Origin of the sequence: Streptococcus mitis, assembly GCF_946190155.1 — a bacterium.
Lineage (GTDB): Bacteria > Bacillota > Bacilli > Lactobacillales > Streptococcaceae > Streptococcus > Streptococcus mitis_CL.
Genome location: NZ_CAMHZL010000004.1, coordinates 1 through 23,693 on the forward strand (window position 1 = coordinate 1; position 23,693 = coordinate 23,693).

Genomic DNA, 23,693 nt, shown 5'->3' on the forward strand with positions numbered 1-23,693 from the left:
AAGGCTCGGTAGCTCAGTTGGTAGAGCAATGGATTGAAGCTCCATGTGTCGGCGGTTCGATTCCGTCTCGCGCCATTATATATTTTTCGGAAGGGTAGCGAAGAGGCTAAACGCGGCGGACTGTAAATCCGCTCCTTCGGGTTCGGGGGTTCGAATCCCTCCCCTTCCATTATTTTAGTTACGGGCATAGTTTAAAGGTAGAACTAAGGTCTCCAAAACCTTCAGTGTGGGTTCAATTCCTACTGCCCGTGTTAATAAAATTATGGCGGGTGTGGTGAAGTGGTTAACACACCAGATTGTGGCTCTGGCATGCGTGGGTTCGATCCCCATCACTCGCCTATTTTATATTATTGGGGTATAGCCAAGCGGTAAGGCAAGGGACTTTGACTCCCTCATGCGTTGGTTCGAATCCAGCTACCCCAGTTACTATTTGCCGGCGTGGCGGAATTGGCAGACGCGCTGGACTCAAAATCCAGTGTCCGCAAGGACGTGCCGGTTCGACCCCGGCCGCCGGTATAGTTGAAAAGACAAGGTTTCTAAGCCTTGTCTTTTTGTTATGTCATAATAAATTTCTTGAAATTGTTACTAATAATTACTAATTTCATATAAAAGCACATGATTAAAAGTTATAGAAAGTGATATTTTTGGGTAATTGTATCATAGCAAAGAACAGGTATTGTTTTGCTATTCGTTACCTCTCCATCAATAAAGTAATGACTTTTACTATCATAGTAAATCTTACCCAGGTATCTTCTATCTTTAGCTACTTCCGAAGAAGCAATATGGCCCGAAATAATAGCTTTATGAAATCTACCAGTGGTAATAGGAAATTTGTTTGTAAATATCTCTGAACTCGTTAGTTCTTTCCAAAACTTTCCTGCTTCTTCATCAATGCCAGCATGAACAAAAATTTGGGTATCAGTTTCATAATAGCGTTTATCCCTATATCGTTTTTTAAACCAGTTTATAAATGGATTAAATTTGATATTATTTTTAATTTCATTTCTAACACCTGTTTCAAAGTTGTTAGCATTCGATTTAAAAATATAGTTCAATTCCTCTGGAGAGAAGAAGCTTTTTATTGTTTCTGGAAATGCAGAAGAAGTAGGCTTTTCTAAAATCAACCAATCATAAAACCATTCTTCATGATTTCCTAATAGAGTGATAATTTGATTAGGAGAAAGTTCCTCAAGTTCAATTATTTTGGAAATAACTTGAAAAGATTGAGAACCATTGTCAATGTAGTCTCCAAGTAAGATAAGTCGACTTTGTTTATCAGATAAATCTATTTTATTGATAGATTTAATAAACTCATTGTAGTGCCCATGTATATCAGATATTGCGTATATTTTAGCCATAGCGCCTCATCATTTCTTCATGTGAGAAAGTCTTTTTGCCACATTCAACCCATTTTTTATAAGCTTCATCAGCAACCTTAATATCATATATATCTTCAATTTTCTCTATAACAGCTTGTCTAATAAAGTCAGTCTTTGTTGTATTATTTTCTTCAACAATAGCATTTAATAAAGAATTTAACTCTTGACTAAGTTGAATAGAAATTTGTGTAGTAACAACATTATTCATATAACAACCACCTAATAGTTATTTTAGATACATTATACTCCTAGTCTAAAAGTTTCTCAATAAAAAATTTCACTTTTTATAGTTATTTATTTTAATAAAATTGTAGTATCTGCAAGGATGTGCCAGTTCGAGACCGACCGCCAGTATAGTAATAAAGACAAAGTTTATAAGCCTTGTCTTTTGTTTTCTCTTTATAAAATTTTATAGTTTAGTTACTAACTTTTTTTCTTTGCTCTTAAAAATCTAATAGCAGAACTGTATTTCTTATTTCTCTCTAAGTCTTTTTCAGTAATTAATGGTAGTCTTGTTAAATCTGAATTATGCCGTAAATCCGCTAACTTTACAACTCTAGCGAGTTCATTTTTCTTTACTAGATTGAGATAAGATTGATAATCTTGTCCTTTTTTCTTTGTGAGTATATCGACGGCTTCTATAATATTTTTTGAAAAACCTTCCTTTTTTAGGTCTAGTAGGGTTAGTGAAGTATCTTCAATTACATCATGTAGATAGGCGACAGCTTTCTCTTCATCAGTTGCGACAAAACTAGCTACTGTTTCAGGGTGTTTAATGTAGTCAATTCCTGCTCTATCAATTTGTCCAAAGTGTGCTTTTTTAGCTACTTCATGTGCTTTTATTGCTTGTGATGTATCCATGATTTAATTATAAACTTTCCATTTATAAAACTCAATTACTTTATAGTAATTCATCTAGTTTATCAGCTAAATCCTTTTGCTTACTTGGGTACAAGTGAGAGTAGGTATCAATCGTGGTTGTTATAGAAGCATGTCCTAGTCGCTCTTTTACAACTAGATAATCTTCCCCTTGGTTAATCAGCAGGGAAGCGTGTGAGTGCCTAAAATCGTGTATGCGTATCTTTTTTAGTGTGCTATCACGTTCAAGTATTTTCTTATATTGTTTTTCAACTGCATTTTTTGTAATTGTGATAGGACTATTTTGAAACACTTGTAATGTTAGGCTATTGTTGGTAAATTGCTCTAATAGATGTTTTTGTTGCTTTTCCCAATCTTGTAATTCTTGGCTTAATTTTTTATTGATGACAATTCTTCTTGTTCCTGCTTTAGTTTTTGTTGTGCTGATATGAGTTACTCCTTTATTAACATAGACAGATTTCGTGATATGAATTGTATTACTTGAAAAGTCGATGTCTTGCCATGTTAGGGCAAGAGCTTCCCCAAGTCTTAATCCTGTAAAGAATAGAACAGTAAAGAGTAGTTTGATATTGTATTCTTCGGGTTCAAATAGTGTCAAAAACTTCTGAAATTCTTTGACTGTCCAAAATTGCATTTTTGTTTTTTCAATTGGCAACTTTTTTATCAATTTTGCTGGATTGGAGGAGTAATAGCCTTTTCGCAAACCAACATCAAAAATTTTTTTGAGTAAAATCATGATTTTGTTGATAGTATTTGTGCTTAACGGTTTATCAGAATTTTTAGCTACTTTTTGCCTAAGATGTTCTCTAAATTGGTAGATGTCTTCATAGGTTAGTTTTCCGACATTATCTACCATAGAAAAATAATCTTTGATGTGTTTGTTGTAATTATTATCTTGTGTATTGATATAGCTTGCTTTTCGATGATTTATACTATCTTCTTCCTTTAGTAGTTCATATAGTATGGGGATAGTTATTTTAGCCCCATAGAAGCGTTCTTTTAACTCTACACTTCGTAAGTAGTGTTCTGCCTCAATAGCTTCTTTTTTCGTCTTATAGCCCTTTCTGACAATTCTACGTTGCTTTAGTGTTATTGGGTCAAAACCGTTGCTAATATCAACTATCCAATTACCGTCTTTACCTTTTCTAATTGCCATATTTTACTCCTTGAGGGTACTGTTTTGAACATCAAAACCGAGTAATTCGCTTACAATAGTAGCAGGTATAGTACCAATTCGTTTATTCTGATAGACTGTAAAGCCTCGTGTTATCAGTAGCTCTTTCCCTTGGCGGATAATACGTTTCGATGTGCCTTCAGAAAAACCAAGGGCAACTAGGTCATTCTTAGTAACAGTTGCTATCATGTAACTTACTCCTTTATTCATCTAGTTTTATTTTCTTATACTTTACATGATTATCGAAATACTGACCGTCTTTATAGACTTTACTAATGTATTCCGTTTCATATAGTACGACTGAACTATCATAATTAAAATCTTCATAAGTATAAAATCTATCTTCATCAGGCTTTTTTAAGTTGCGTGATGAAAAATAGGCTTGCTTTCCGAAGTTTTCCAACAATTCTTGTCCAATCCCTTTTTCAAAATACTTTGTGACATATCGACCGCGATTTTCTTTGCTGTCTACATCAACTTTATTTATTCGTACTGCTCCATGTCCCCAAAGTTCCAAGAGTTGACGGTGTGGTACATAAGGAACGCTGAAAAGCAGAATATGAGCATGCCATGCTCCACGTTTTTGCTTTTCTAATACTGTTAAATATTTTAATTTACTTTTCTTGGTATTAAAGATGTGGTAGTTAAAGCGTTTTATAAAAGTTTTTAGTAAGTCTTTGAAGTGGTTTCTGTCGCTAATATTTTCTTTAGTGGTCAGGGTTAGAAATGAAGTATTGTCATTATAATTACAATCAACTAAGCGTAATAAGTTCCACTTTGCTTCTAAGCGAGTTTTTTTCATACGCTCCAGACGTTGTTCTTGTTCTTCAGGTGTAAGTTCATCAAATGTTCTACGTTGTGATTTTTCCTTGTTTTCAGTATTAGTATCTAGAATGGATTTTCCTTTTGAAAATATTGGCTTTTCATATTCCCAAATCTCGATATAGGAAGCGGTGCGAATAATTTTTTTATTATAATTAGTCATAAAAAAATGCACCCTTATTATAGTTTTCGCCAAAAGATTGTCTATATAATAAATAAACTAGGAGGAGCAAAGCTCCTCCCTACTTCTATCATGTGATCCTAAGCACCGCTCCGCTAAACACACTTCCAGCTTGCCGACTGCTTGTCGGCAGTTTTGCTTAGGTACATGATGAGAAGTAGCTATTAAATTTGTGGTAATTGTTTTAATATTTTGTCTGTTGCCCAGTCTGTTGAAATGACCTCAAAATGTCCTTGGTCATAAACTAGCAAATCACCGTTACCAATAAATTGATATTTATTATCTTTGTCAATATACAATGAAAAAGTATCTATACCAATAACATTTTTAGAAATATCAATAAATTCTTTAGGGGTATGTCCAACAATTTGTTTAGGAAAGTCTTGGTTGGGAAGCAGTTCTAATTCTCTAAAATGTGCCCATAAAGGAGAACCCCCAAGAGCTTTCCCACCACGCATTGGTCCTATTGTATAAGCTAGAATATCTAATTCTTCTTCATGCTCTTTGGTATAGAGGTTAAAATGCCATTCTTTTGGGTCAAATATCAGATTGAAACCAGCGTGACTGACTAAATAATCATCTAGTTGATAAGCTATTTGTAATTTCAAATTCTGCAACAATTCTTTAACTGCGAAAAACACTTCTAAATTTTGAATTGAGAAAGGGGCTTGTTCTCCCAGTAAATAATAAGCATCATGATTACCTATAAGATTAATTACATCTATTCCGTTTTGCTCTTTGTCTATTTTCCAAGAGTATAAAAAAGTGAGGTCTTTGGCATAAAGTTGGATATTTTTAGTTTGACCATGCAAATCAACATAATCACCAAGAAAAATGATTCTCTTAATATTATGTGTTTGGATAATCTTATCAACAATGGGTAAGATTAGTTGAGATTTCAAATGTAAGTCGCCAATTAATAATGTCTTCATAATATAGATTTCCCTCTTTATTTTTGATATTAGTATAAGGACAGAATTAAGTTATAACACATTGAATATCAGACATAGAGTAATATATAGCCATAATGTCCTCTAATTGTCTATCGAGCATTTAAGGCATAGATATATGCCACATAGCAAGCAAAGTCCCCAATACGTTTTCTGTCATCGTTAAATTTTTCAAACCAAGCAACATCATTGCCTTGTTCACTTGCTAAACCTTTTAAAATCTTTAGTTGATAAATAAGTTTATTGTGAATAACAGTTCTAGATTCATCGTTGGCAAATTTTTCTTCTCTTGAGAGTGTGAGCCATTTACCACGTGCAGAGGCATACTCTACGCATAGAAGCACAAATGTTGTCCATTCTTCTTGAAATTCTTTATCAAGTTGATTGGAGGAATTAAGGAGACTAGAATAGATTTGTTCTGCTTCAGAAAATGAAACAATCCCCTTTTCATTCTAAAAATCATCGTAGTTAAAAGTTTGCATTGTAAAACTCCTTTATATATTATCTAATCTTAGCTATTTTGTTACAGGTAAAACATCAGAACAAGCAAACCACAAATTTCCATTGAATTGCCCTACGTTTAAATCTTTAAGACTAACAGGACAAGTTTTATTATTCGCCATCTCTTGAACAGAAGCAGTAGGGGATAATGTATTTACTTTGACTTGTATCATCTCCATAAAAAAATCTGAGTTTTCGTCTTGAATTGACACGTTAAGTCTTAAAGCTACGGGCTTATTAGTCTCTCTGTCTAATACTTCTGTATACCCTTTCACGGCAAAGAAGCGATTGCCTAGTAGCGATGGTTTCAAAAAATCATTTAATTTCATGATAAATTCCTTTCTTTCTTACCTCCTGCAATGCAGTCGGTTGGCTATTTTTCTCTATTGAAAAGAATTCCTATTCCAACAGAGAAAAATACCGTCATTAGTAGTTTGGCAGTATATTTTTAACTACCCTTAAAAACTCTTGTTTAGTTTTTAAATCAACAAATGGTACAAATGTTAGCACTGGCTCTACTGTATTAAGCCCATCAGCATAAAATAATGCTTCCCCTTTTCTATCTGAAACTGTAGGAACGTTTTCTAATTCGCACATGCTAAAAGCCATCTTCAATCTATCAGCCCCTGGGGCACCAAGGTATAAAACTGCTGAAATTTGATTCCTCAATTCAACGGGGATGTTTTCGGCATTAGGGTCTTGAGTAGATAGGACTAGGTGGCAACCTGCCTGCCGTCCTTTGCGTGCAATCAAGCCTAAATTTTGTAGAATTTCATTCCATGTTTCTCTACCTTGTTTCGTAGAGCCACAACTATCACGAATAGAAGCGAGTTCATCAACGAACAAAAAATTAGGTACCAATCCCAGCTCATCTAGCTCATAAATGTCAGCATTCAATGAACTATTCTGTTTGATAATTTTAAATCTTGCATCCATATTTTCAATGAATTTTCTCGATAATTGGGCAAGCATTTGTGGTGAAGAGCCTACTGCCACTTGTTCTCCCAGTTCTTCGTGAAGAAGTTCACCAATACGATACAAGTCAGCTGCCTTACCATCTACTATGCCTAAATAAGTATTATCAGCAATACCACAACCTTTAGCCAGTGCGTTAAATAAGTACCATTGCAGAGCTATTGTTTTGCCTGTCCCCGTTCTTCCATATATACCTAGGTTAGTGTTGGACTTTAGACTAAATTTCTGTGTATTTGACAGCTTGATTATTGGACTAGGAATATCTTTAAAAAATTCTCTTGTTAATGTGTTACTATTAAAAACATATTGTTCTATTTCTTCTTTCTGCCCTAACACGTATACTATTTTATCTATTTCTTCTTTCTTAGACAACAACGGCAAGCCTAAAGTAGGGCATAAATATTCCTCTAAATTTTTCAAGGTTTTCAGATAACGATTCCCAAATAATGGGACACAGATAATAACCTTGTCATCCTCAGAAACGTCAAAATATAAAACTGCTGTATCTACTACTTCATTATCTATATCATCATATAAATTTAAACTAATTAACATGTAAAACAAAGCTTCTCTGATATTGAGCTTGTTTCTCAATTTTTCTATAACATCAGAATGAAAGAACCTCTCTACTAAAAAAAGAAGACTTATAAAAAACATGGAAAAGACTAGACGTGCAATAAATGGGATTACTGCAATCCACGAAGATATTAAGAGTAAAAAGACAAAAATTTGGATAAACAATCTTAGAATTGTAATATTTCGGGGACGAATCAAGTAAGGGTATTTACTCTTCACACGAATTGTTTGATTTAACATTCTCATTTTTTGCATCCTCCTCTCCAGCAGGGGAAGCCATCATATCTATACAAATAATCAAAAAGATAATAATCGTAATACCCATCAATATTGAAATAGCTTCAAAGATAGGAGAATAGACATTTGTTAAAAACAACACATAATATAATGTGCAAGCAAATCCAATAAAGAACAAATAAAAAAGATATTTATAGAGATTCTTCATGATGCAATTCCTTTCTTTTTAATACTCAATGAAAATCAAAGAGCAAACTAGGAAGCTAGCCGCAGGCTGTACTTAAGTACGGCAAGGTGAAGCTGACGAAGTTTGAATTTGATTTTCGAAGAGTATAAGATATAAAGGGAAGGTACTCCCCTAGATTAAACTTAAGATAATGCCCCTGCAAGAGCCTTAACTAGGTAATTGTGTTTTACTCTTTTCCAACCCAATTTGCCTATAATATAATAGTAGATATCGGGGTTAATATCAAACTCATGCTCAACTGATAAAATGGTACCTTCATCTGCTTTTCTAGAATATGAACGATGTTTTTCTTTAACAAGGTCAATAATCTCATCTGTAATAAAATCAGAAGTATTAGTATTGTAAAAATACAATTCACTATAAATTTTCGTAGAATTAAAGATGTCATCCGCTAAACATGTCCCTGTTACCGTATGAAATAATTGACATGCTATATCCCACATATCCAACAAACTTGCTAAATACTTGACAGATAAATTTTTCCCATATAGTGTATTTTTAAGTTTTTTCGCATATGGTAATGCATCTGTTGAATCATATTTGTAGGCACCTCCAACAACTGCATCAGGAACATATCTTGACAGCCTATGACAATACCCTTGTTCGATAACATCATCAAAGGTATGAGTTTTAGTTCTTGGAACTATTTTTTTTGAATTCATAACAATATTTCCTTTCAAAATCAAATATGTGTATTATTGTTTCAATTAGTCTCTACTCTGGGTGAGGCTCTTGCAATATTCATTTATCTTCTCCTTTTTGTGTATAAATGTAGTATCTTGCAAATATAGTTTACCAATTATCCTGAGAAACTATAGATATGATTTAATTCTCGTATCAATCAAAAATCTCGCCTTGTTCTTCCTCACAATAATAGGCGTCCATCTCTTCATAAAAATACTCTAATGCCATTTGTTCTTCTGGGGTCATGACAAATTCTCCTTTCTACACGGTGTTAGAGGCAATTATTTACCTGTTGATGATATCTTAGCATATCGTATCCACTATGTCAAGAAAAATACGGTCTTTTTGTCTAATATTTTTAAATAGACCGTTTATTTTAAAAAAATAGACAAAAAAGACTTGCGATGCTATAATGGTTAGATGGAGGAACAATATGACAACAGTAGATAGAGCAAATAATTTTGTTATTGTAGTAGAAAGAAGAATGACACAAGTTTATAAAACATTGTCACTAATAGGAAATTTATCAAATAAAAGATATTATGAATATAGTGATGAAGAAGTTAATGAGTTGTTTTTAAAATTATTAGATAAAGGAAATGAAATAAAAAAATTTTTTTTAGAATATTCAAATTCAAGAACAGAATTTTATGAAAAAAAACGTAATTTATCATCCTCATTTCATTTTTTATCTCCAAAATTGGAGAATGAAAAAAACGATAATTTTAGAGAAATTGCTGAATCAAGAGTTAGTAAAGTATTTGGGACAATGAACTCAATAGCAAATACTGCTTATAAACCTAATTATGATTATACTAATCAGCAGGTGGAAGAGATATTTGAAGGATATAAGAATAAAATAGTGGAGATAAAAGGTATCTATAGTCCGTTGGAAAAATTCTCGTTTTCAACCCAGAGTAAAATAATAATTGAAAAGTGAGATAAAATGGAATTTTGGAATGACACAATTCAAACCGTCAAAGAGTGGCGACCAGTCAATTATTCAGTTGCTGAAGATGAAGACTTTGAAGCTGTGAAGAAAAAAGCAATTAGAAATTTTCAAGATTATCTAAAATTACTTGATGAGAATACTGAAGAAGGCTACCAAGAAGTTATAAGGTTATTTACATTCAGCAAATTCTATGGTGAAGAACTGTGTAACGATGAAGAACTGAACAAATTGAGTAGAGATATAAAAGAAAGATTAAAAAAATTCCGTTCCTAAAAAGTTACTAAAAATCAAAATTTTGTTTTTTCAAACAATATAAATGGTTTTTTATAACGTTGATTATGCTGATTTATAAAGATATAAAATCTTGAACACTCAACTCAAAATCCAGTGTCCGCAAGGACGTGCCGGTTCGACCCCGGCCGCCGGTATAGTATAGAGGAAGGAACGTTGTAAATCTTCGTTCCTTTTTATATTATTTTTGGTATAATAGTAGTTATTCAAATTTTATTTAGATTATGAAAGTGTAGGGAAGTATGTCTCGTTCTATCGATTTATTAAAACATCGGTATTTGAAAAATATTAAAGAAAATCCTGAATTGTTTGTCGGGATTGAGCTGGAATATCCTGTTACAAATTTAGAAGGGGATGCTACAGATGTTGAAGTTATCAAGCACTTATTCCGATATTTAGTTTCTGCTTTGAATTTAGCTGTAGAAAAGGTAGATGATTTTGGGAATCCTATTCAGTTAGTGGATCCAGTAAGTCAGGATGCTATTTTATTTGAAGTTTCCTATACCACGATAGAGTTTGCATTTGGTAAGGCTGAAACGATTCAAGAGGTCGAAAATCGCTTTAACAATTATATGGATGTAACTCAGAAAAAGTTAGCTGAATCAAATCATGCTATTGTTGGCTGCGGCATTCATCCCAACTGGGATAAAAATAAGAATTGTCCAGTTGCTTATCCACGTTATCAGATGTTAATGGATTATTTGAATTTGAGTAGGAATGTGACGGAATCAGACTTACATCATTTCCCTGAATATGGGGCTTTTATCTGTGGGAGTCAGGTACAGTTGGATGTTTCAAAGTCTAACTACTTACGAGTGATTAATGCTTTTACCCAAATTGAAGCAGTTAAGGCTTATTTATTTGCCAATTCTGAGTTTTCAGGTGAGGATTGGGATACGAAAATTTCAAGGGATATTTTCTGGGAAGAATCGATGCATGGCATCTATCCAGAAAACGTCGGGGTCAATGCTAGACTCTTTAAAGATGAGGATGATTTTTTTGATTATCTAGATTATTCTGCAATTTTTACTGCGGAACGTGATGAACAAACCTATTATTTTTATCCGATTCAGGCAAGGGACTATTTGTCTACACCTGAAATCCAAGCATTTTCTCTTAATGGGGATGTGGTTTCTATTTACCCTCAAGAGAAAGACTTTGAAACTCATCGTAGTTACCAGTACCAAGACTTAACGACTCGCGGAACAGTTGAGTTTCGTAGTGTGTGTACTCAGCCTCTAGATAGAACCTTCGCTTCAGCAGCTTTTCACTTGGGATTGTTGGTTAATTTAGATAAGTTAGAAGCTTATTTAGAAACAGCACCTTTCTTTAAAGAATTTGGTCGTGATTACAAGTTTTTAAGACGGCAATTTTCTAAAAAAAATCTTATAGCTGAGGAAAAAACTGCGATTATTGAATTTTCCACAGACTTACTCCTTCTAGCTGAGGAAGGACTGGAGATGAGAAATAAGCAAGAAATGACCTACTTACAGGCTTTGAAAGAAGAATTGGGCATATAATTTCTCTTATAAAGGGAGAATTTTCTGAAAAATCATGATATAATGGAAGAGACTATAGATAAAGGATAGAGAGTAATGACATTAGTTTATCAATCAACACGTGATGCCAACAATACAGTAACTGCTAGCCAAGCAATTTTGCAAGGTTTGGCGACGGATGGTGGTTTATTTATACCGCTTACGTATCCAAAGGTAGATTTGGACTTTGACAAATTGAAAGATGCATCTTATCAGGAAGTTGCTAAGTTAGTTTTGTCGGCATTTTTAGATGACTTTACAGCCGAGGAGTTGGACTACTGTATCAGCAATGCCTACGATAGCAAGTTTGATACTCCAGCTATCGCGCCATTAGTGAAATTAGACGGACAATATAACTTGGAGCTTTTCCATGGTTCAACGATTGCCTTTAAGGATATGGCCTTGTCTATCTTGCCATACTTTATGACAACAGCTGCTAAGAAACATGGTTTGGAGAACAAGATTGTCATCTTGACAGCGACATCTGGTGATACTGGGAAAGCTGCTATGGCAGGATTCGCGGATGTACCTGGCACTGAGATTATCGTCTTTTATCCAAAGGATGGTGTCAGCAAGGTACAAGAGTTGCAAATGACCACTCAGACTGGTGATAACACTCATGTTATCGCTATAGACGGTAACTTTGACGATGCTCAAACAAATGTGAAGCACATGTTTAACGATGTGGTTCTTCGTGAAAAATTAGCGGCCAACAAGTTGCAATTTTCATCAGCTAACTCTATGAACATTGGTCGTCTGGTGCCACAGATTGTCTACTATGTTTATGCTTACGCTCAGTTGGTCAAGACTGGTGAGATTGTGGCTGGTGATAAGGTCAACTTCACAGTGCCAACTGGAAACTTTGGAAATATCTTGGCTGCCTTTTATGCTAAGCAAATTGGCCTACCAGTTGGTAAATTGATCTGTGCTTCAAATGACAACAATGTCTTGACAGACTTCTTCAATACACGTATTTACGATAAGAAACGTGAGTTTAAGGTAACAACTAGCCCATCTATGGATATTCTGGTGTCTTCAAACTTAGAGCGTTTGATTTTCCATCTTTTGGGAAATAATGCTGAAAAGACAGCTGAACTTATGAATGCCTTGAACACGCAAGGACAATATGAGTTGACAGACTTTGACGCAGAGATTTTGGACCTCTTTGTAGCTGAATATGCGACTGAGGAAGAAACGGCAGTAGAAATCAAGCGTGTTTATGAGTCAGATTCTTATATCGAGGATCCACATACGGCGGTTGCCTCGGCAGTTTATAAGAAATACCAAGTGGCTACTGGCGATGTGACTAAGACAGTGATTGCTTCAACAGCGAGTCCATACAAGTTCCCAGTGGTTGCAGTAGAAGCTGTAACAGGGAAAGTTGGCTTGACTGACTTTGAAGCCTTGGCTCAATTACATGAAATTTCAGGAGTGGCTGTGCCACCTGCAGTTGATGGGCTTGAAACAGCTCCTGTTCGTCACAAGACAACAGTGGCAGCTGCTGATATGCAAGCAGCGGTTGAGTCTTATTTAGGACTTTAAGACAGAAGGAGTAAACTCGGTTGGGAAACCAACTGAGTTTCTTTTCATCAGGAGGAAGGATTGTTTAAGAAAAATAAGGATATTCTCATCATCGCTCTGCCAGCTATGGGCGAAAACTTTTTGCAGATGCTCATGGGGATGGTGGACAGTTATCTGGTTGCTCACTTGGGCTTGATAGCTATTTCGGGTGTATCAGTAGCTGGCAATATTATCACGATTTACCAGGCGATTTTCATCGCTCTGGGAGCTGCTATTTCCAGTGTTATTTCAAAAAGTTTGGGGCAGAAGGATCAGTCTAAGTTAGCCTATCATGTGACTGAGGCCTTGAAGATTACATTATTATTAAGCTTCCTTTTAGGAACTTTGTCCATCTTCGCTGGGCAAGAGATGATAGGACTTTTGGGGACGGAGAGAGATGTAGCTGAGAGTGGTGGACTCTACCTATCTTTGGTAGGCGGATCGATTGTTCTCTTAGGTTTAATGACTAGTTTGGGTGCTTTGATTCGTGCAACGCATAATCCACGTTTGCCTCTCTATGTGAGTCTTTTCTCCAATGCCTTGAATATTCTTTTTTCAAGTCTAGCTATTTTTGTACTGGATATGGGGATAGCTGGTGTTGCTTGGGGAACTATTCTGTCTCGTTTGATAGGTCTTGTGATTTTATGGTCGCAATTAAAGTTGCCTTTTGAGAAACCGACTTTTGGTTTAGATAAGGAACTATTGACCTTAGCTTTGCCAGCAGCTGGAGAACGGCTCATGATGCGGGCTGGAGATGTCGTAATCATTGCCTTGGTTGTTTCTTTTGGAACGGAGGCAGTTGCTGGGAATGCAGTCGGAGAAGTCTTGACCCAGTTTAACTACATGCCTGCCTTTGGCGTCGCTACGGCAACGGTCATGCTAGTGGCCCGAGCAGTTGGAGAGGATAATTGGAAAAGAGTAGCTAGTTTGAGCAAGCAAACTTTTTGGCTTTCTCTGGTCCTCATGTTACCCTTGACCTTCAGTATCTATGCTTTGGGTATACCACTAACTCATCTCTATACGAATGATTCTCTAGCGGTGGAGGCTAGTGTTCTAGTGACACTTTTTTCACTACTTGGTACTCCTATGACGATAGGAACAGTCATCTATACAGCAGTCTGGCAGGGTTTAGGCAATGCTCGGCTTCCCTTGTATGCGACAAGTATAGGAATGTGGTGTATCCGCATTGGAACAGGATATCTGATGGGAATTGTGCTTGGTTGGGGCTTGCCCGGTATTTGGGCAGGGACTCTCTTGGATAATGGTTTTCGATGGTTATTTCTACGTTACCGTTACCAGCGTTATATGAGCTTGAAAGGATAGGAAATGCAAAAAACAGCTTTTATTTGGGATTTAGACGGGACTTTATTGGACTCTTATGAAGCGATTTTGTCAGGGATTGAGGAAACTTTTGGTCAGTTTGCTATTCCTTATGATAAGGAGAAGGTGAGAGAGTTTATCCTCAAGTATTCTGTGCAGAATTTGCTTGTACAAGTGGCAGAAGAGCGAAAGCTGGATGTGGAAGTGCTAAATCAAGTGCGTGCCCAGAGTCTGGCTGAGAAGAATGCTCAGGTAGTTTTGATGCCAGGTGCGCATGAGGTGCTAGCTTGGGCAGACCAAGCAGGAATTCAGCAGTTTGTCTATACTCATAAGGGGGACAACGCTTTTACCATTCTCAGAGACTTGGGTTTGGAATCCTATTTTACAGAGATTCTAACCAATCAAAGTGGTTTTGCGCGAAAGCCCAGTCCGGAAGCAGTCGCATATCTGATAGATGAGTATCAGTTGAATCTTGATAATACTTATTATATAGGGGATCGGACTCTGGATGTGGAATTTGCCCAGAATAGTGGGATTCAAAGCATCAACTTTTTAGAGTCGTCTTATGAAGGCAATTACAGGATTCAAGCGTTAGCAGATATTCCTCTTATTTTTAAGGTTAAGTGATAAAAATATTGTGTCAGTTTTGTGACAGAGACCTAACAAACTATTTCAAGTAATCGAGTTTGTTACAAGGAATAGACAGTTCTGTTAAATAGGCCCGAGAGGGCTTTTTTTCTGCATTTTTTGTGTTATGATAGACAGGTACTCATTTGAAAGGAATTTGAAAGAATGAAGAAAAGAATATTATTAGCCTCAACGGTAGCCTTGTCATTTGCCCCAGTATTGGCAACTCAAGCAGAAGAAGTTCTTTGGACTGCACGTAGTGTTGAGCAAATCCAAAATGATTTGACTAAAACAGACAACAAAACAAGTTATACAGTTCAGTATGGTGATACCTTGAGCACCATTGCAGAAGCCTTGGGTGTAGATGTCACAGTTCTTGCGAATTTGAATAAAATCACTAATATGGACTTGATTTTCCCAGAAACTGTTTTGACAACGACTATCAATGAAGCAGAAGAAGTAACGGAAGTTGAAATCCAAACTCCTCAAGCAGACTCTAGTGCAGAAGTAACAACTGCGACAGCAGATTTGACAACCAATCAAGTGACCGTAGATGATCAAACTATTCAAGTTGCAGATCTTTCTCAACCAATTGCAGAAGCACCAAAAGAAGTAGAGACTACAAGTACAAAAGAAGTAGCATCAAGTTCAGAAGTTACAGAGACAGGGACTGCTTCAGAAGAAGTGGCACCATCTACAGGAACTTCTGTCCCAGAGGAGCAAACAGCAGAAACAAGTAGTGCAGTTGCAGAAGCAGCTCCTCAGGCAACGACTCAAGCTGAGAAGCAGGAAGCACAAGCAAGTCCTCAAGCTGAATCAGCAGTAGAAGCAACTACAGCGCCAGTAGAAGAAAAAGCAACCGAAACAACTGCAACAAGTTCAGAAGAAGCAAAAGAAGCATCATCAAAAGAAGCTACACCAGCAGTTTCGACTTATCAACCAGAAGAGACGAAACCAGTTTCAACAACTTACGCAGCTCCAGCAGCTCCAGATTATGCTGGACTTGCGGTAGCGAAATCTGAAAATGCAGGTCTTCGACCACAAACAGCTGCCTTTAAAGAAGAGATTGCCAACTTGTTTGGCATCACATCCTTTAGTGGTTACCGTCCAGGAGATAGTGGAGATCACGGAAAAGGTTTGGCTATCGATTTTATGGTGCCAGAAAGCTCAGAACTAGGGGATAAGATTGCGGAATACGCTATTCAAAACATGGCCAGCCGTGGAATTAGTTACATTATTTGGAAACAACGTTTCTATGCTCCATTCGATAGCAAATATGGGCCAGCTAATACTTGGAACCCAATGCCAGACCGTGGTAGCGTAACAGAAAACCACTATGACCATGTTCACGTTTCAATGAATGGATAAACCAGACTTGGTAATATCATTTTGACGAATGAGATTTAGCTTTCGTGATAGAAAGCGATTCTCGTTCGTTTTTTTCTTTGTCATACTATTCGAAAATCTCTTCAAACCACGTCAGTTTTATCTGCAACCTCAAAGCTGTGCTTTGAGCAACCTACGGATAGCTTCCTAGTTAGCTCTTTGACTTTCATTGAGTATCAATATGAATGGAAAATGGAAGTTACCATTTTGTAATGATTGAAGCAACATTCTTGCAATCTATTTTATTTTATAATATAATTGATTAGTCAATTATTGACGAATCAATAGAAAGGAGAAAGAAATGATAGAGATTCAAGATTTACTTTATCAACTCCGCTTGTCTGAGCAAGCGAGTACGCAATTGTTTGAAAAAAGACTTGGGATTAGTTTGACACGGTATCAAATTTTATTATTTTTGCTGAAGCATTCCTCTTGTAATCAAATAGCGGTTCAGGAGCGTTTGAAGATTGATCAGGCTGCTTTGACCCGACATTTCAAAATTCTGGAAAAGGAAGGTTTGGTGGAGCGTCATCGTAATCCTGAAAATCAGCGAGAAGTGTTGGTAGAGGCTACGAAGTATGCCAAGGAGCAGTTAGTGGTGAATCCACCTCTGCAGCATATCAAGGTTAAGGAAGAGATGGAAAGTATCTTAACAGAATCTGAAAAAACAGAACTCAGCCGTTTATTAAATAAATTGGTTTTGGGTATTGAAAATATAGAAATTTAAGGAGAAATAGATGTCAATTATGACAATCATTTTAGCAACGATTGTTGCTTTGGAGCATTTTTACATTTTTTATTTGGAAAGTATTGCAACGCAATCAGATGCGACTAGTCGTGTCTTTAACATGGACAAGGAAGAATTGGCTCGTCCGTCAGTAAGTTCATTGTTTAAAAATCAAGGGATTTATAATGCTCTGCTAGGAGTCTTTCTCCTGTATGGGATTTATTTCTCACAGAATTTAGAAATTGTGACTATTTTTGTTTTATTTGTGATTGGTGCTGCGGCTTATGGCTCACTAACAGCGGATAAAAAAATTATTTTAAAGCAAGGCGGACCAGCTATTTTGACCTTGATTAGCATTTTACTTTTTAAATAAACTCAAAAGGTCAATCCCAGTCTCGCTAGTCCTTTTCACTCCAGAATAAGGGAAATATGTTATACTTGTTTTTAAGAAAAAAGTCTCATTGGATTTGTTTTGAGGAGTTAGAAATGAAAGTATTAGTGACAGGTTTTGAGCCCTTTGGAGGGGAAAAGGTCAATCCAGCCTTGGAGGCCATTAAAGGTTTACCAGCTGAAATCCATGGTGCTGAGGTCCGTTGGTTAGAAGTGCCAACAGTCTTTCGCAAATCGGCTCAAGTATTGGAAGAAGAGATGAACCGCTATCAACCTGACTTTGTCCTTTGTATCGGCCAAGCAGGTGGAAGAACCAGCTTGACACCTGAGCGAGTAGCCATTAATCAAGATGATGCACGCATTCCTGATAACGAAGGTAATCAGCCGATTGACCTTCCCATTCGAGCGGATGGTGCTTCGGCCTACTTTAGTAGTCTGCCGATTAAAGCGATGGTCCAAGCTATAAAAAAAGAGGGCTTGCCGGCCTCCGTTTCCAATACGGCAGGGACTTTTGTCTGCAATCATTTGATGTATCAGGCTCTCTATTTGGTAGAAAAGAAATTTCCACATGTTAAGGCAGGTTTTATGCACATTCCTTATATGATGGAACAGGTGGTGAATCGACCGACTACTCCAGCTATGAGTTTAGTGGATATTAGGCGAGGGGTAGAAGCAGCAATCGGAGCCATGATAGAATATGGAGATGAGGACCTCAAGTTGGTAGGCGGAGAAACTCATTGATAGAAAAAGGCTTGAGGGAAAAACCTTCAAGCTTTTGGACGTTTTCGAGCCAGTACTGCTCGGTAAAAAATTATTTTATTGATTTGAATGTAGGGTAGGAGTGAGAAACTAGCAATCCCAAAGGTAATCCAATTGAGGAAATACCAAGGAAGGAGTTGTAAGTCTAGGACAAAGCGCTGAAATTTGTAACCTTTCATTAAGAAACGGCTGGTTTTAAGTATTTGCCCTGGTTTAGCTTGTCCCAAGTCTAGGGTGTCACAGAGGAGAAATTCTACCTGTGAATAGGCATAGTATTGTGGGATATAGAGACTATTTCCGACAATCATCAAGAGGATACTTGCTAGGAAGTAAAGACCAAAGGTCATGAGGAAGTGCTCAGTTTCAACTGACGTGAGATCCAGATTGGGAAATTCAGGATGGATGGCAACGAATTTCTTTGCTAGAAAGCTACTGTAAAAGAGGAAGTAAATCCCAAGTAAACTAGGAATGCTCCATAAGAAGAGGTAGAAACGTTTGAGAAGAAGAGTCAAAAAGGTTTGTGAAAAGTACTCTTCATTAAAGAGAGTAAGACTATTTTTGACGGATAGTTCTGTATCAGGATTCTTTATGAGTTTCAGGGTTGTGTAGACGGAACTGGTTAGAAGTATTGTCCCGATAAAGGAGACTAATAGAGGAAAAAGATAGGCTTGGAATACATGGCCAAAAACGCTTAAAAAGGATTGCTCTAAAATAGACTCGTTGATACGCTCTAAGGGATTGAGGAAGCCAGACAAGATGACCAGCATGCTCGGTAAGAGATAGACGAGAAAGAGGCGGGGATTTTCAGTTTGAAATTGTCTAGCCTGCAGACGAATGGTTTTTAAATCAATTTTTGGGTATTTCATTCTCTCATTATACCATAGTTTGTGACAGTTCCTGCTTTTTTTGATAAAATCATACAGTATGCCCTTGGGCACAAAGTATGAACTGGGACTGTCTTTCCCAGCTTCGGAGGTAAAAAATGTCAGATTCACCAATCAAATATCGTTTGATTAAGAAAGAAAAACACACGGGAGCTCGTCTGGGAGAGATCATCACTCCCCACGGGACCTTTCCGACACCTATGTTTATGCCAGTTGGAACTCAAGCCACTGTCAAAACTCAGTCACCTGAAGAATTGAAGGAGATGGGGTCGGGAATTATCCTATCAAACACTTATCATCTATGGCTTCGTCCTGGAGATGAACTCATTGCTCGCGCAGGCGGTCTCCACAAGTTCATGAATTGGGACCAGCCTATCTTGACAGATAGTGGTGGTTTTCAGGTTTATTCCTTAGCAGATAGCCGTAATATCACAGAAGAAGGGGTAACCTTTAAAAACCATCTCAATGGTTCCAAGATGTTCTTGTCTCCAGAGAAGGCCATCTCTATTCAGAACAATCTGGGCTCAGACATCATGATGTCCTTTGACGAATGTCCCCAGTTTTATCAACCTTATGACTACGTTAAGAAATCAATTGAACGTACCAGCCGTTGGGCTGAACGAGGTTTGAAGGCTCATCGTCGTCCGCATGACCAAGGATTATTTGGGATTGTGCAGGGGGCAGGATTTGAAGACCTTCGTCGCCAATCAGCTCAGGACCTTGTCAGCATGGATTTCCCAGGCTACTCTATCGGTGGTTTAGCAGTGGGAGAAACGCATGAGGAAATGAATGCCGTCTTGGATTTCACAACCCAACTGTTGCCTGAAAATAAACCTCGTTATCTGATGGGTGTAGGCGCACCAGATAGCTTGATTGATGGGGTGATTCGTGGTGTAGATATGTTTGACTGTGTCTTGCCGACTCGTATCGCTCGTAACGGAACTTGTATGACCAGTCAAGGTCGTTTGGTTGTCAAAAATGCTCAGTTTGCTGAGGATTTTACGCCACTGGATCCTGAGTGTGATTGTTACACATGTAAGAACTATACACGCGCTTATCTTCGTCACCTGCTCAAGGCTGATGAAACCTTCGGTATCCGCTTGACTAGCTACCACAACCTTTACTTCTTGCTCAACCTGATGAAGCAAGTACGCCAAGCCATCATGGATGACAATCTTTTGGAATTTCGTGAGTATTTTGTTGAAAAATATGGCTATAATAAATCAGGCCGTAATTTCTAAAATGGAATTGATATAAGCTAAAAATCCTAAGTTTTCTCTTGGGATTTTTCTTCTTTTTTTGATAGAATAAAGTGTATAATGAAAGGGAGAATAAACTCGTATGCGCATTAAATGGTTTTCCTTGATTAGGATTACAGGTTTACTACTGGTACTCTTGTATCATTTCTTTCAGACTATCTTTCCTGGAGGATTTTTCGGGGTGGATGTCTTTTTCACATTTTCAGGTTTCCTGATTACAGCTCTACTTATCGAAGAATTTTCTAAAAATCATGAGATTGATTTGGTTGGATTTTTTAGGAGACGCTTTTATCGTATCGTGCCACCTGTGGTTTTGATGGTCTTGGTGACCATGCCTTTTACTTTCTTGGTTCGCCAAGACTATGTGGCTGGAATTGGTGGTCAGATTGCGGGTGTCTTAGGCTTCATGACCAACTTCTATGAACTCCTAACAGGTGGGAGTTATGAATCTCAGTTCATTCCACATTTGTTTGTTCATAATTGGAGCTTGGCTGTTGAGGTTCACTACTATATCCTCTGGGGATTAGCAGTTTGGTTCTTATCTAAACAGGCTAAATCAAATGGTCAGTTGAGAGGAATGGTCTTTCTCTTATCTACTGCTGCCTTCTTGATCAGCTTCTTCTCCATGTTTATCGGTAGTTTTCTAGTAACCTCTTATTCTTCTGTTTACTTCTCTAGTTTAACTCATGTCTATCCATTCTTTTTGGGAAGTATCCTAGCAACGATTGTAGGTGTTCGTCAGACGACTTCCCTAATTAAGCAATTGGATAAAATCTGGGATTTACGAAAGACCCTGTTGATTTTTGCAGGAGGTTTTGCCTTCTTACTCATTTTGACCTTCTTTGTCAAATTTACCTATCTCTTTGCCTATCTTATGGGCTTCTTGCTTGCCAGCCTTGCAGCCCTTGCTATGATTTTGGCGGCGCGTGTCTTACATGAAAAGACTCCTAACGTGCAGGAGCCAAAGATGATCAGCTTTTTAGCGGATACTAGCTATGCGGTTTATCTTTTCCATTGGCCTTTCTACATTATTTTCTCACAGTTGACATCAAATCTTCTTGCTGTGTTATTAACTTTGATTTTTTCTTATGGATTCGCCAGTCTTTCATTTTATGTGTTGGAACCTTGGATTGCAGGAAAGGACACACCTATTCTACAAACTCTTCGTCCCCTGCCTCATATTCATATAATCCTTGCAGCAAGTACTGGAATTTTGGCCTTCATTGTCTTCTTAGTAACTCTGTTGGCACCACAAGTGGGAGCTTTTGAGACAGACTTAACTGTAAATGGCTTGAAGCAAGCTGCAACAAATATTAGCCAGACAAAGGTGATGACAGAACGAGCAGAAGCTGATAGTTTAGGAATTGCTGATGGCACTATGTTAATTGGTGATTCGGTAGCGCTAAGAGCTAATACAGCTTTGCAGACAGCCCTTCCTGGAGCACAGATTAATGCACAAGTTAGCAGAACAACTAAGACTGCCAATGAAATCATGCTCAACAATAGCCAGAATAAATTTCTACCAAAGATGGTGGTTATTGCAACTGGGGTAAATAATCCTGAAAATTACAAGGAAGATTGGGATAGTATCGTGAAAAATCTTCCTAAGGGGCACCATATGGTTTTGGTGACTCCTTATGAAGGAGATAAGACAAAAGAGACCTATGCAATCGTTGAGAAGGCGGCTGCCTATATGAGAGAATTGGCAGAGAAGACTCCTTACGTCACGATAGCAGATTGGAATCAAGTTGCGAAAGAGCATCCAGAAATTTGGACTGGAACAGACCAAGTCCATTTTGGAAGTGACAACAGTAAAATTGAAGCAGGAGCAAAATTGTATGCAGATACGATTGCTACAGCCTTGCAAACAGCTCAAGACAAGCCAGTCAAATCAAAATAACTTGTATTTAAAAGAGAAGAGTTGGAGAAATCCAGCTCTTTTAAAATATCTCTAGAAAATAGGTCTATACCATTTACAAATAAAAAAGAAAGGTTTATAATGTAATTGACATAATAAATTGTGGAATCAATCTTTTAAGGAGGTTAACATTATGCCTAACTATATTAAAGCGGATCAATTTTTCTACCCACACGGAGTTCGTCGTGGTGGTTACTTGGAACTTGTGGATGGCAAGTTTGGAAAACATGTCGAGCAGATTCCTGAGGGAGCGGAGATTATTGACTATACAGGTTATAGCATTGCTCCAGGACTTGTAGATACCCACATTCATGGATTTGGCGGTGTGGATGTTATGGATAATAATATCGAAGGAACCCTTCATACCATGAGTGAAGGACTCCTCAGCATGGGGGTAACGAGCTTCTTGCCAACCACTTTGACATCATCTTATGAGCAATTGCTTGCGGTAACAGAAAATATTGGTGCTCGTTACCAGGAAGCAAGTGGAGCCAAGATTCGTGGAATCTATTTCGAAGGGCCTTATTTCACAGAGAAATACAAGGGGGCTCAAAACCCTGCTTACATGAAAGATCCTCGTATGGATGAGTTCCGTACTTGGCAAAAAGCAGCAAATGGCTTGCTAAATAAAATTGCCCTTGCGCCAGAGCGTGAAGGTGTAGAAGACTTTGTACGGACTATCACTGGAGAAGGTGTGACGGTTGCTCTTGGGCACTCAAACGCGACTTTTGATGAAGCTAAAAAAGCAGTCGATGCTGGAGCGAGTGTTTGGGTACACGCCTACAATGGCATGCGTGGCTTGACTCACCGCGAACTGGGTATGGTTGGAGCCATGTACCAATTGCCACATACCTATGCAGAGTTGATCTGTGACGGCCATCACGTAGATCCAAAAGCCTGCGAAATTCTTATCAAACAAAAAGGAACTGAAAATATTGCCCTTATCACAGACTGTATGACAGCGGGTGGATTGGAAGACGGTGACTACATGTTGGGAGAATTCCCAGTAGTAGTTGCCAATGGAACTGCTCGCCTCAAATCGACAGGTAACTTGGCAGGTTCTATTCTCAAACTCAAAGATGGTTTGAAAAATGTTGTCGACTGGAACATTGCCTCTCCACACGAAGCAGTTATGATGGCCAGCTTCAACCCAGCAAAATCTGTTCACATTGATGATGTTTGTGGACAAATCCGTGAAGGCTATGACGCGGACTTTATCGTACTAGATAAAGATTTAGAATTGGTAGCAACCTACCTAGATGGCGTGAAACGTTATCAAGCATAAGATAGAAAGCAGAAGTTAAAGACTGATTTCTTTTCAGGTTTTATAAAGAATCAATTGCACCCCAAAAGTTAGATTTTTTCCGACTAACTTTTGGGGTATTTTCTTTATGTGTAAAATAGAGCTAAATTCACTAGATAAACTATTCATCTAACTTTTTTGGGGGAGTACTGTTATGAGGATTTTTTAATTTCC

General features: G+C 37.5%; 26 protein-coding genes and 6 tRNA genes. 19 read left to right on the forward strand and 13 right to left on the reverse strand.

Annotated features, from left to right (window positions below; all coding sequences use genetic code 11):
* The first annotated feature begins 2 nt into the window (after positions 1-2).
* From N8O80_RS04350 to N8O80_RS04375, 6 genes are all read left to right on the forward strand, one after another.
* Positions 3-75, forward strand: a tRNA-Phe gene (locus N8O80_RS04350).
* A gap of 13 nt (positions 76-88) precedes the next feature.
* Positions 89-169, forward strand: a tRNA-Tyr gene (locus N8O80_RS04355).
* A gap of 11 nt (positions 170-180) precedes the next feature.
* A tRNA-Trp gene (locus N8O80_RS04360) sits at positions 181-251 on the forward strand.
* 14 nt (positions 252-265) lie between these two features.
* Positions 266-338 (forward strand) — tRNA-His (locus tag N8O80_RS04365).
* A gap of 13 nt (positions 339-351) precedes the next feature.
* Positions 352-423: transfer RNA gene (locus N8O80_RS04370), tRNA-Gln, on the forward strand.
* Positions 424-432: 9 nt separating this feature from the next.
* A tRNA-Leu gene (locus N8O80_RS04375) sits at positions 433-516 on the forward strand.
* A gap of 110 nt (positions 517-626) precedes the next feature.
* On the opposite strand, the gene N8O80_RS04380 is transcribed toward N8O80_RS04375, so the two are convergent.
* From N8O80_RS04380 to N8O80_RS04435, 12 genes are all read right to left on the reverse strand, one after another.
* On the reverse strand, positions 627-1,358 hold the full coding sequence (locus N8O80_RS04380) for a metallophosphoesterase (RefSeq protein ID WP_261027014.1): 732 nt from the start codon (positions 1,356-1,358) through the stop codon (positions 627-629).
* A complete protein-coding gene (gene relB, locus N8O80_RS04385) occupies positions 1,351-1,587 on the reverse strand; it encodes a type II toxin-antitoxin system RelB family antitoxin (protein WP_173254958.1) in 237 nt (78 codons plus the stop codon). The genes N8O80_RS04380 and relB overlap by 8 nt, the downstream gene beginning before the upstream one ends.
* Positions 1,588-1,802: 215 nt before the next feature.
* A complete protein-coding gene (locus N8O80_RS04390) occupies positions 1,803-2,240 on the reverse strand; it encodes an HD domain-containing protein (protein ID WP_000381519.1) in 438 nt (145 codons plus the stop codon).
* A gap of 40 nt (positions 2,241-2,280) precedes the next feature.
* A complete protein-coding gene (locus tag N8O80_RS04395; protein ID WP_001007697.1) occupies positions 2,281-3,414 on the reverse strand; it encodes a site-specific integrase in 1,134 nt (377 codons plus the stop codon).
* Between the two features lie 3 nt (positions 3,415-3,417).
* Complete coding sequence (locus tag N8O80_RS04400) at positions 3,418-3,621, reverse strand: DUF3173 domain-containing protein (RefSeq protein ID WP_000562210.1); 204 nt, start codon at positions 3,619-3,621, stop codon at positions 3,418-3,420.
* Positions 3,622-3,634: 13 nt separating this feature from the next.
* Positions 3,635-4,417 carry a rolling circle replication-associated protein gene (locus N8O80_RS04405; RefSeq protein ID WP_173254956.1) on the reverse strand — a complete coding sequence of 261 codons (783 nt, stop codon included), beginning with the start codon at positions 4,415-4,417 and terminating at the stop codon, positions 3,635-3,637.
* Positions 4,418-4,599: 182 nt separating this feature from the next.
* Positions 4,600-5,367 (reverse strand): metallophosphoesterase, encoded by a 768-nt coding sequence (locus N8O80_RS04410; RefSeq protein WP_261027016.1) that lies wholly within the window; start codon positions 5,365-5,367, stop codon positions 4,600-4,602.
* Between the two features lie 110 nt (positions 5,368-5,477).
* Positions 5,478-5,729 carry a hypothetical protein gene (locus N8O80_RS04415; RefSeq protein WP_261027017.1) on the reverse strand — a complete coding sequence of 84 codons (252 nt, stop codon included), beginning with the start codon at positions 5,727-5,729 and terminating at the stop codon, positions 5,478-5,480.
* 171 nt (positions 5,730-5,900) lie between these two features.
* The gene (locus tag N8O80_RS04420; RefSeq protein WP_261027018.1) at positions 5,901-6,215 is read right to left on the reverse strand and encodes a hypothetical protein; all 315 of its coding nucleotides are present in this window, start codon (positions 6,213-6,215) and stop codon (positions 5,901-5,903) included.
* 97 nt (positions 6,216-6,312) lie between these two features.
* Positions 6,313-7,683 carry a P-loop NTPase family protein gene (locus N8O80_RS04425; protein ID WP_261027020.1) on the reverse strand — a complete coding sequence of 457 codons (1,371 nt, stop codon included), beginning with the start codon at positions 7,681-7,683 and terminating at the stop codon, positions 6,313-6,315.
* Positions 7,646-7,882, reverse strand: coding sequence for a hypothetical protein (locus N8O80_RS04430; protein WP_049520632.1), 237 nt, complete (start codon positions 7,880-7,882; stop codon positions 7,646-7,648). The genes N8O80_RS04425 and N8O80_RS04430 overlap by 38 nt, the downstream gene beginning before the upstream one ends.
* Positions 7,883-8,043: 161 nt before the next feature.
* Positions 8,044-8,583: a hypothetical protein gene (locus tag N8O80_RS04435; RefSeq protein ID WP_261027021.1), complete on the reverse strand. Its 540-nt coding sequence runs from the start codon at positions 8,581-8,583 to the stop codon at positions 8,044-8,046.
* Between the two features lie 455 nt (positions 8,584-9,038).
* Here N8O80_RS04435 and N8O80_RS04440 point away from each other — a divergent pair, with 455 nt between their 5' ends.
* From N8O80_RS04440 to pcp, 10 genes are all read left to right on the forward strand, one after another.
* Complete coding sequence (locus tag N8O80_RS04440; RefSeq protein WP_261027022.1) at positions 9,039-9,545, forward strand: hypothetical protein; 507 nt, start codon at positions 9,039-9,041, stop codon at positions 9,543-9,545.
* 6 nt (positions 9,546-9,551) lie between these two features.
* On the forward strand, positions 9,552-9,830 hold the full coding sequence (locus N8O80_RS04445) for a hypothetical protein (RefSeq protein WP_261027023.1): 279 nt from the start codon (positions 9,552-9,554) through the stop codon (positions 9,828-9,830).
* Between the two features lie 260 nt (positions 9,831-10,090).
* Positions 10,091-11,368, forward strand: a complete 1,278-nt coding sequence (locus tag N8O80_RS04450; protein ID WP_261027024.1) for a glutamate-cysteine ligase family protein — start codon at positions 10,091-10,093, stop codon at positions 11,366-11,368.
* Positions 11,369-11,443: 75 nt separating this feature from the next.
* Positions 11,444-12,928 (forward strand): threonine synthase, encoded by a 1,485-nt coding sequence (thrC, locus tag N8O80_RS04455; protein ID WP_261027025.1) that lies wholly within the window; start codon positions 11,444-11,446, stop codon positions 12,926-12,928.
* Positions 12,929-12,988: 60 nt separating this feature from the next.
* A complete protein-coding gene (locus N8O80_RS04460) occupies positions 12,989-14,269 on the forward strand; it encodes an MATE family efflux transporter (protein WP_261027026.1) in 1,281 nt (426 codons plus the stop codon).
* A 3-nt stretch (positions 14,270-14,272) separates the two neighbouring features.
* Positions 14,273-14,893, forward strand: a complete 621-nt coding sequence (locus N8O80_RS04465) for an HAD family hydrolase (RefSeq protein ID WP_261027028.1) — start codon at positions 14,273-14,275, stop codon at positions 14,891-14,893.
* Positions 14,894-15,058: 165 nt separating this feature from the next.
* Positions 15,059-16,261, forward strand: a complete 1,203-nt coding sequence (locus N8O80_RS04470) for a LysM peptidoglycan-binding domain-containing protein (RefSeq protein ID WP_261027029.1) — start codon at positions 15,059-15,061, stop codon at positions 16,259-16,261.
* A gap of 319 nt (positions 16,262-16,580) precedes the next feature.
* Positions 16,581-17,006, forward strand: a complete 426-nt coding sequence (locus N8O80_RS04475; protein ID WP_261027030.1) for a MarR family winged helix-turn-helix transcriptional regulator — start codon at positions 16,581-16,583, stop codon at positions 17,004-17,006.
* A gap of 10 nt (positions 17,007-17,016) precedes the next feature.
* Positions 17,017-17,379 (forward strand): DUF1304 domain-containing protein, encoded by a 363-nt coding sequence (locus N8O80_RS04480; protein ID WP_218764768.1) that lies wholly within the window; start codon positions 17,017-17,019, stop codon positions 17,377-17,379.
* 113 nt (positions 17,380-17,492) lie between these two features.
* Positions 17,493-18,137, forward strand: coding sequence for a pyroglutamyl-peptidase I (gene pcp / locus N8O80_RS04485; protein WP_261027033.1), 645 nt, complete (start codon positions 17,493-17,495; stop codon positions 18,135-18,137).
* A 26-nt stretch (positions 18,138-18,163) separates the two neighbouring features.
* Here pcp and N8O80_RS04490 read toward each other — a convergent pair whose 3' ends face one another.
* On the reverse strand, positions 18,164-19,021 hold the full coding sequence (locus tag N8O80_RS04490) for a DUF975 family protein (protein ID WP_261027034.1): 858 nt from the start codon (positions 19,019-19,021) through the stop codon (positions 18,164-18,166).
* A gap of 116 nt (positions 19,022-19,137) precedes the next feature.
* On the opposite strand from N8O80_RS04490, the gene tgt reads away from it, so the two are divergent.
* The 3 genes from tgt to nagA all read left to right on the forward strand — a co-directional run bounded on the left by tgt (position 19,138) and on the right by nagA (position 23,501).
* Positions 19,138-20,280, forward strand: a complete 1,143-nt coding sequence (tgt, locus tag N8O80_RS04495) for a tRNA guanosine(34) transglycosylase Tgt (RefSeq protein ID WP_049496924.1) — start codon at positions 19,138-19,140, stop codon at positions 20,278-20,280.
* Between the two features lie 100 nt (positions 20,281-20,380).
* Positions 20,381-22,198, forward strand: coding sequence for an acyltransferase family protein (locus tag N8O80_RS04500; RefSeq protein ID WP_261027035.1), 1,818 nt, complete (start codon positions 20,381-20,383; stop codon positions 22,196-22,198).
* Between the two features lie 151 nt (positions 22,199-22,349).
* Positions 22,350-23,501 carry an N-acetylglucosamine-6-phosphate deacetylase gene (gene nagA, locus N8O80_RS04505; RefSeq protein WP_125430969.1) on the forward strand — a complete coding sequence of 384 codons (1,152 nt, stop codon included), beginning with the start codon at positions 22,350-22,352 and terminating at the stop codon, positions 23,499-23,501.
* Positions 23,502-23,693 lie beyond the last annotated feature (192 nt).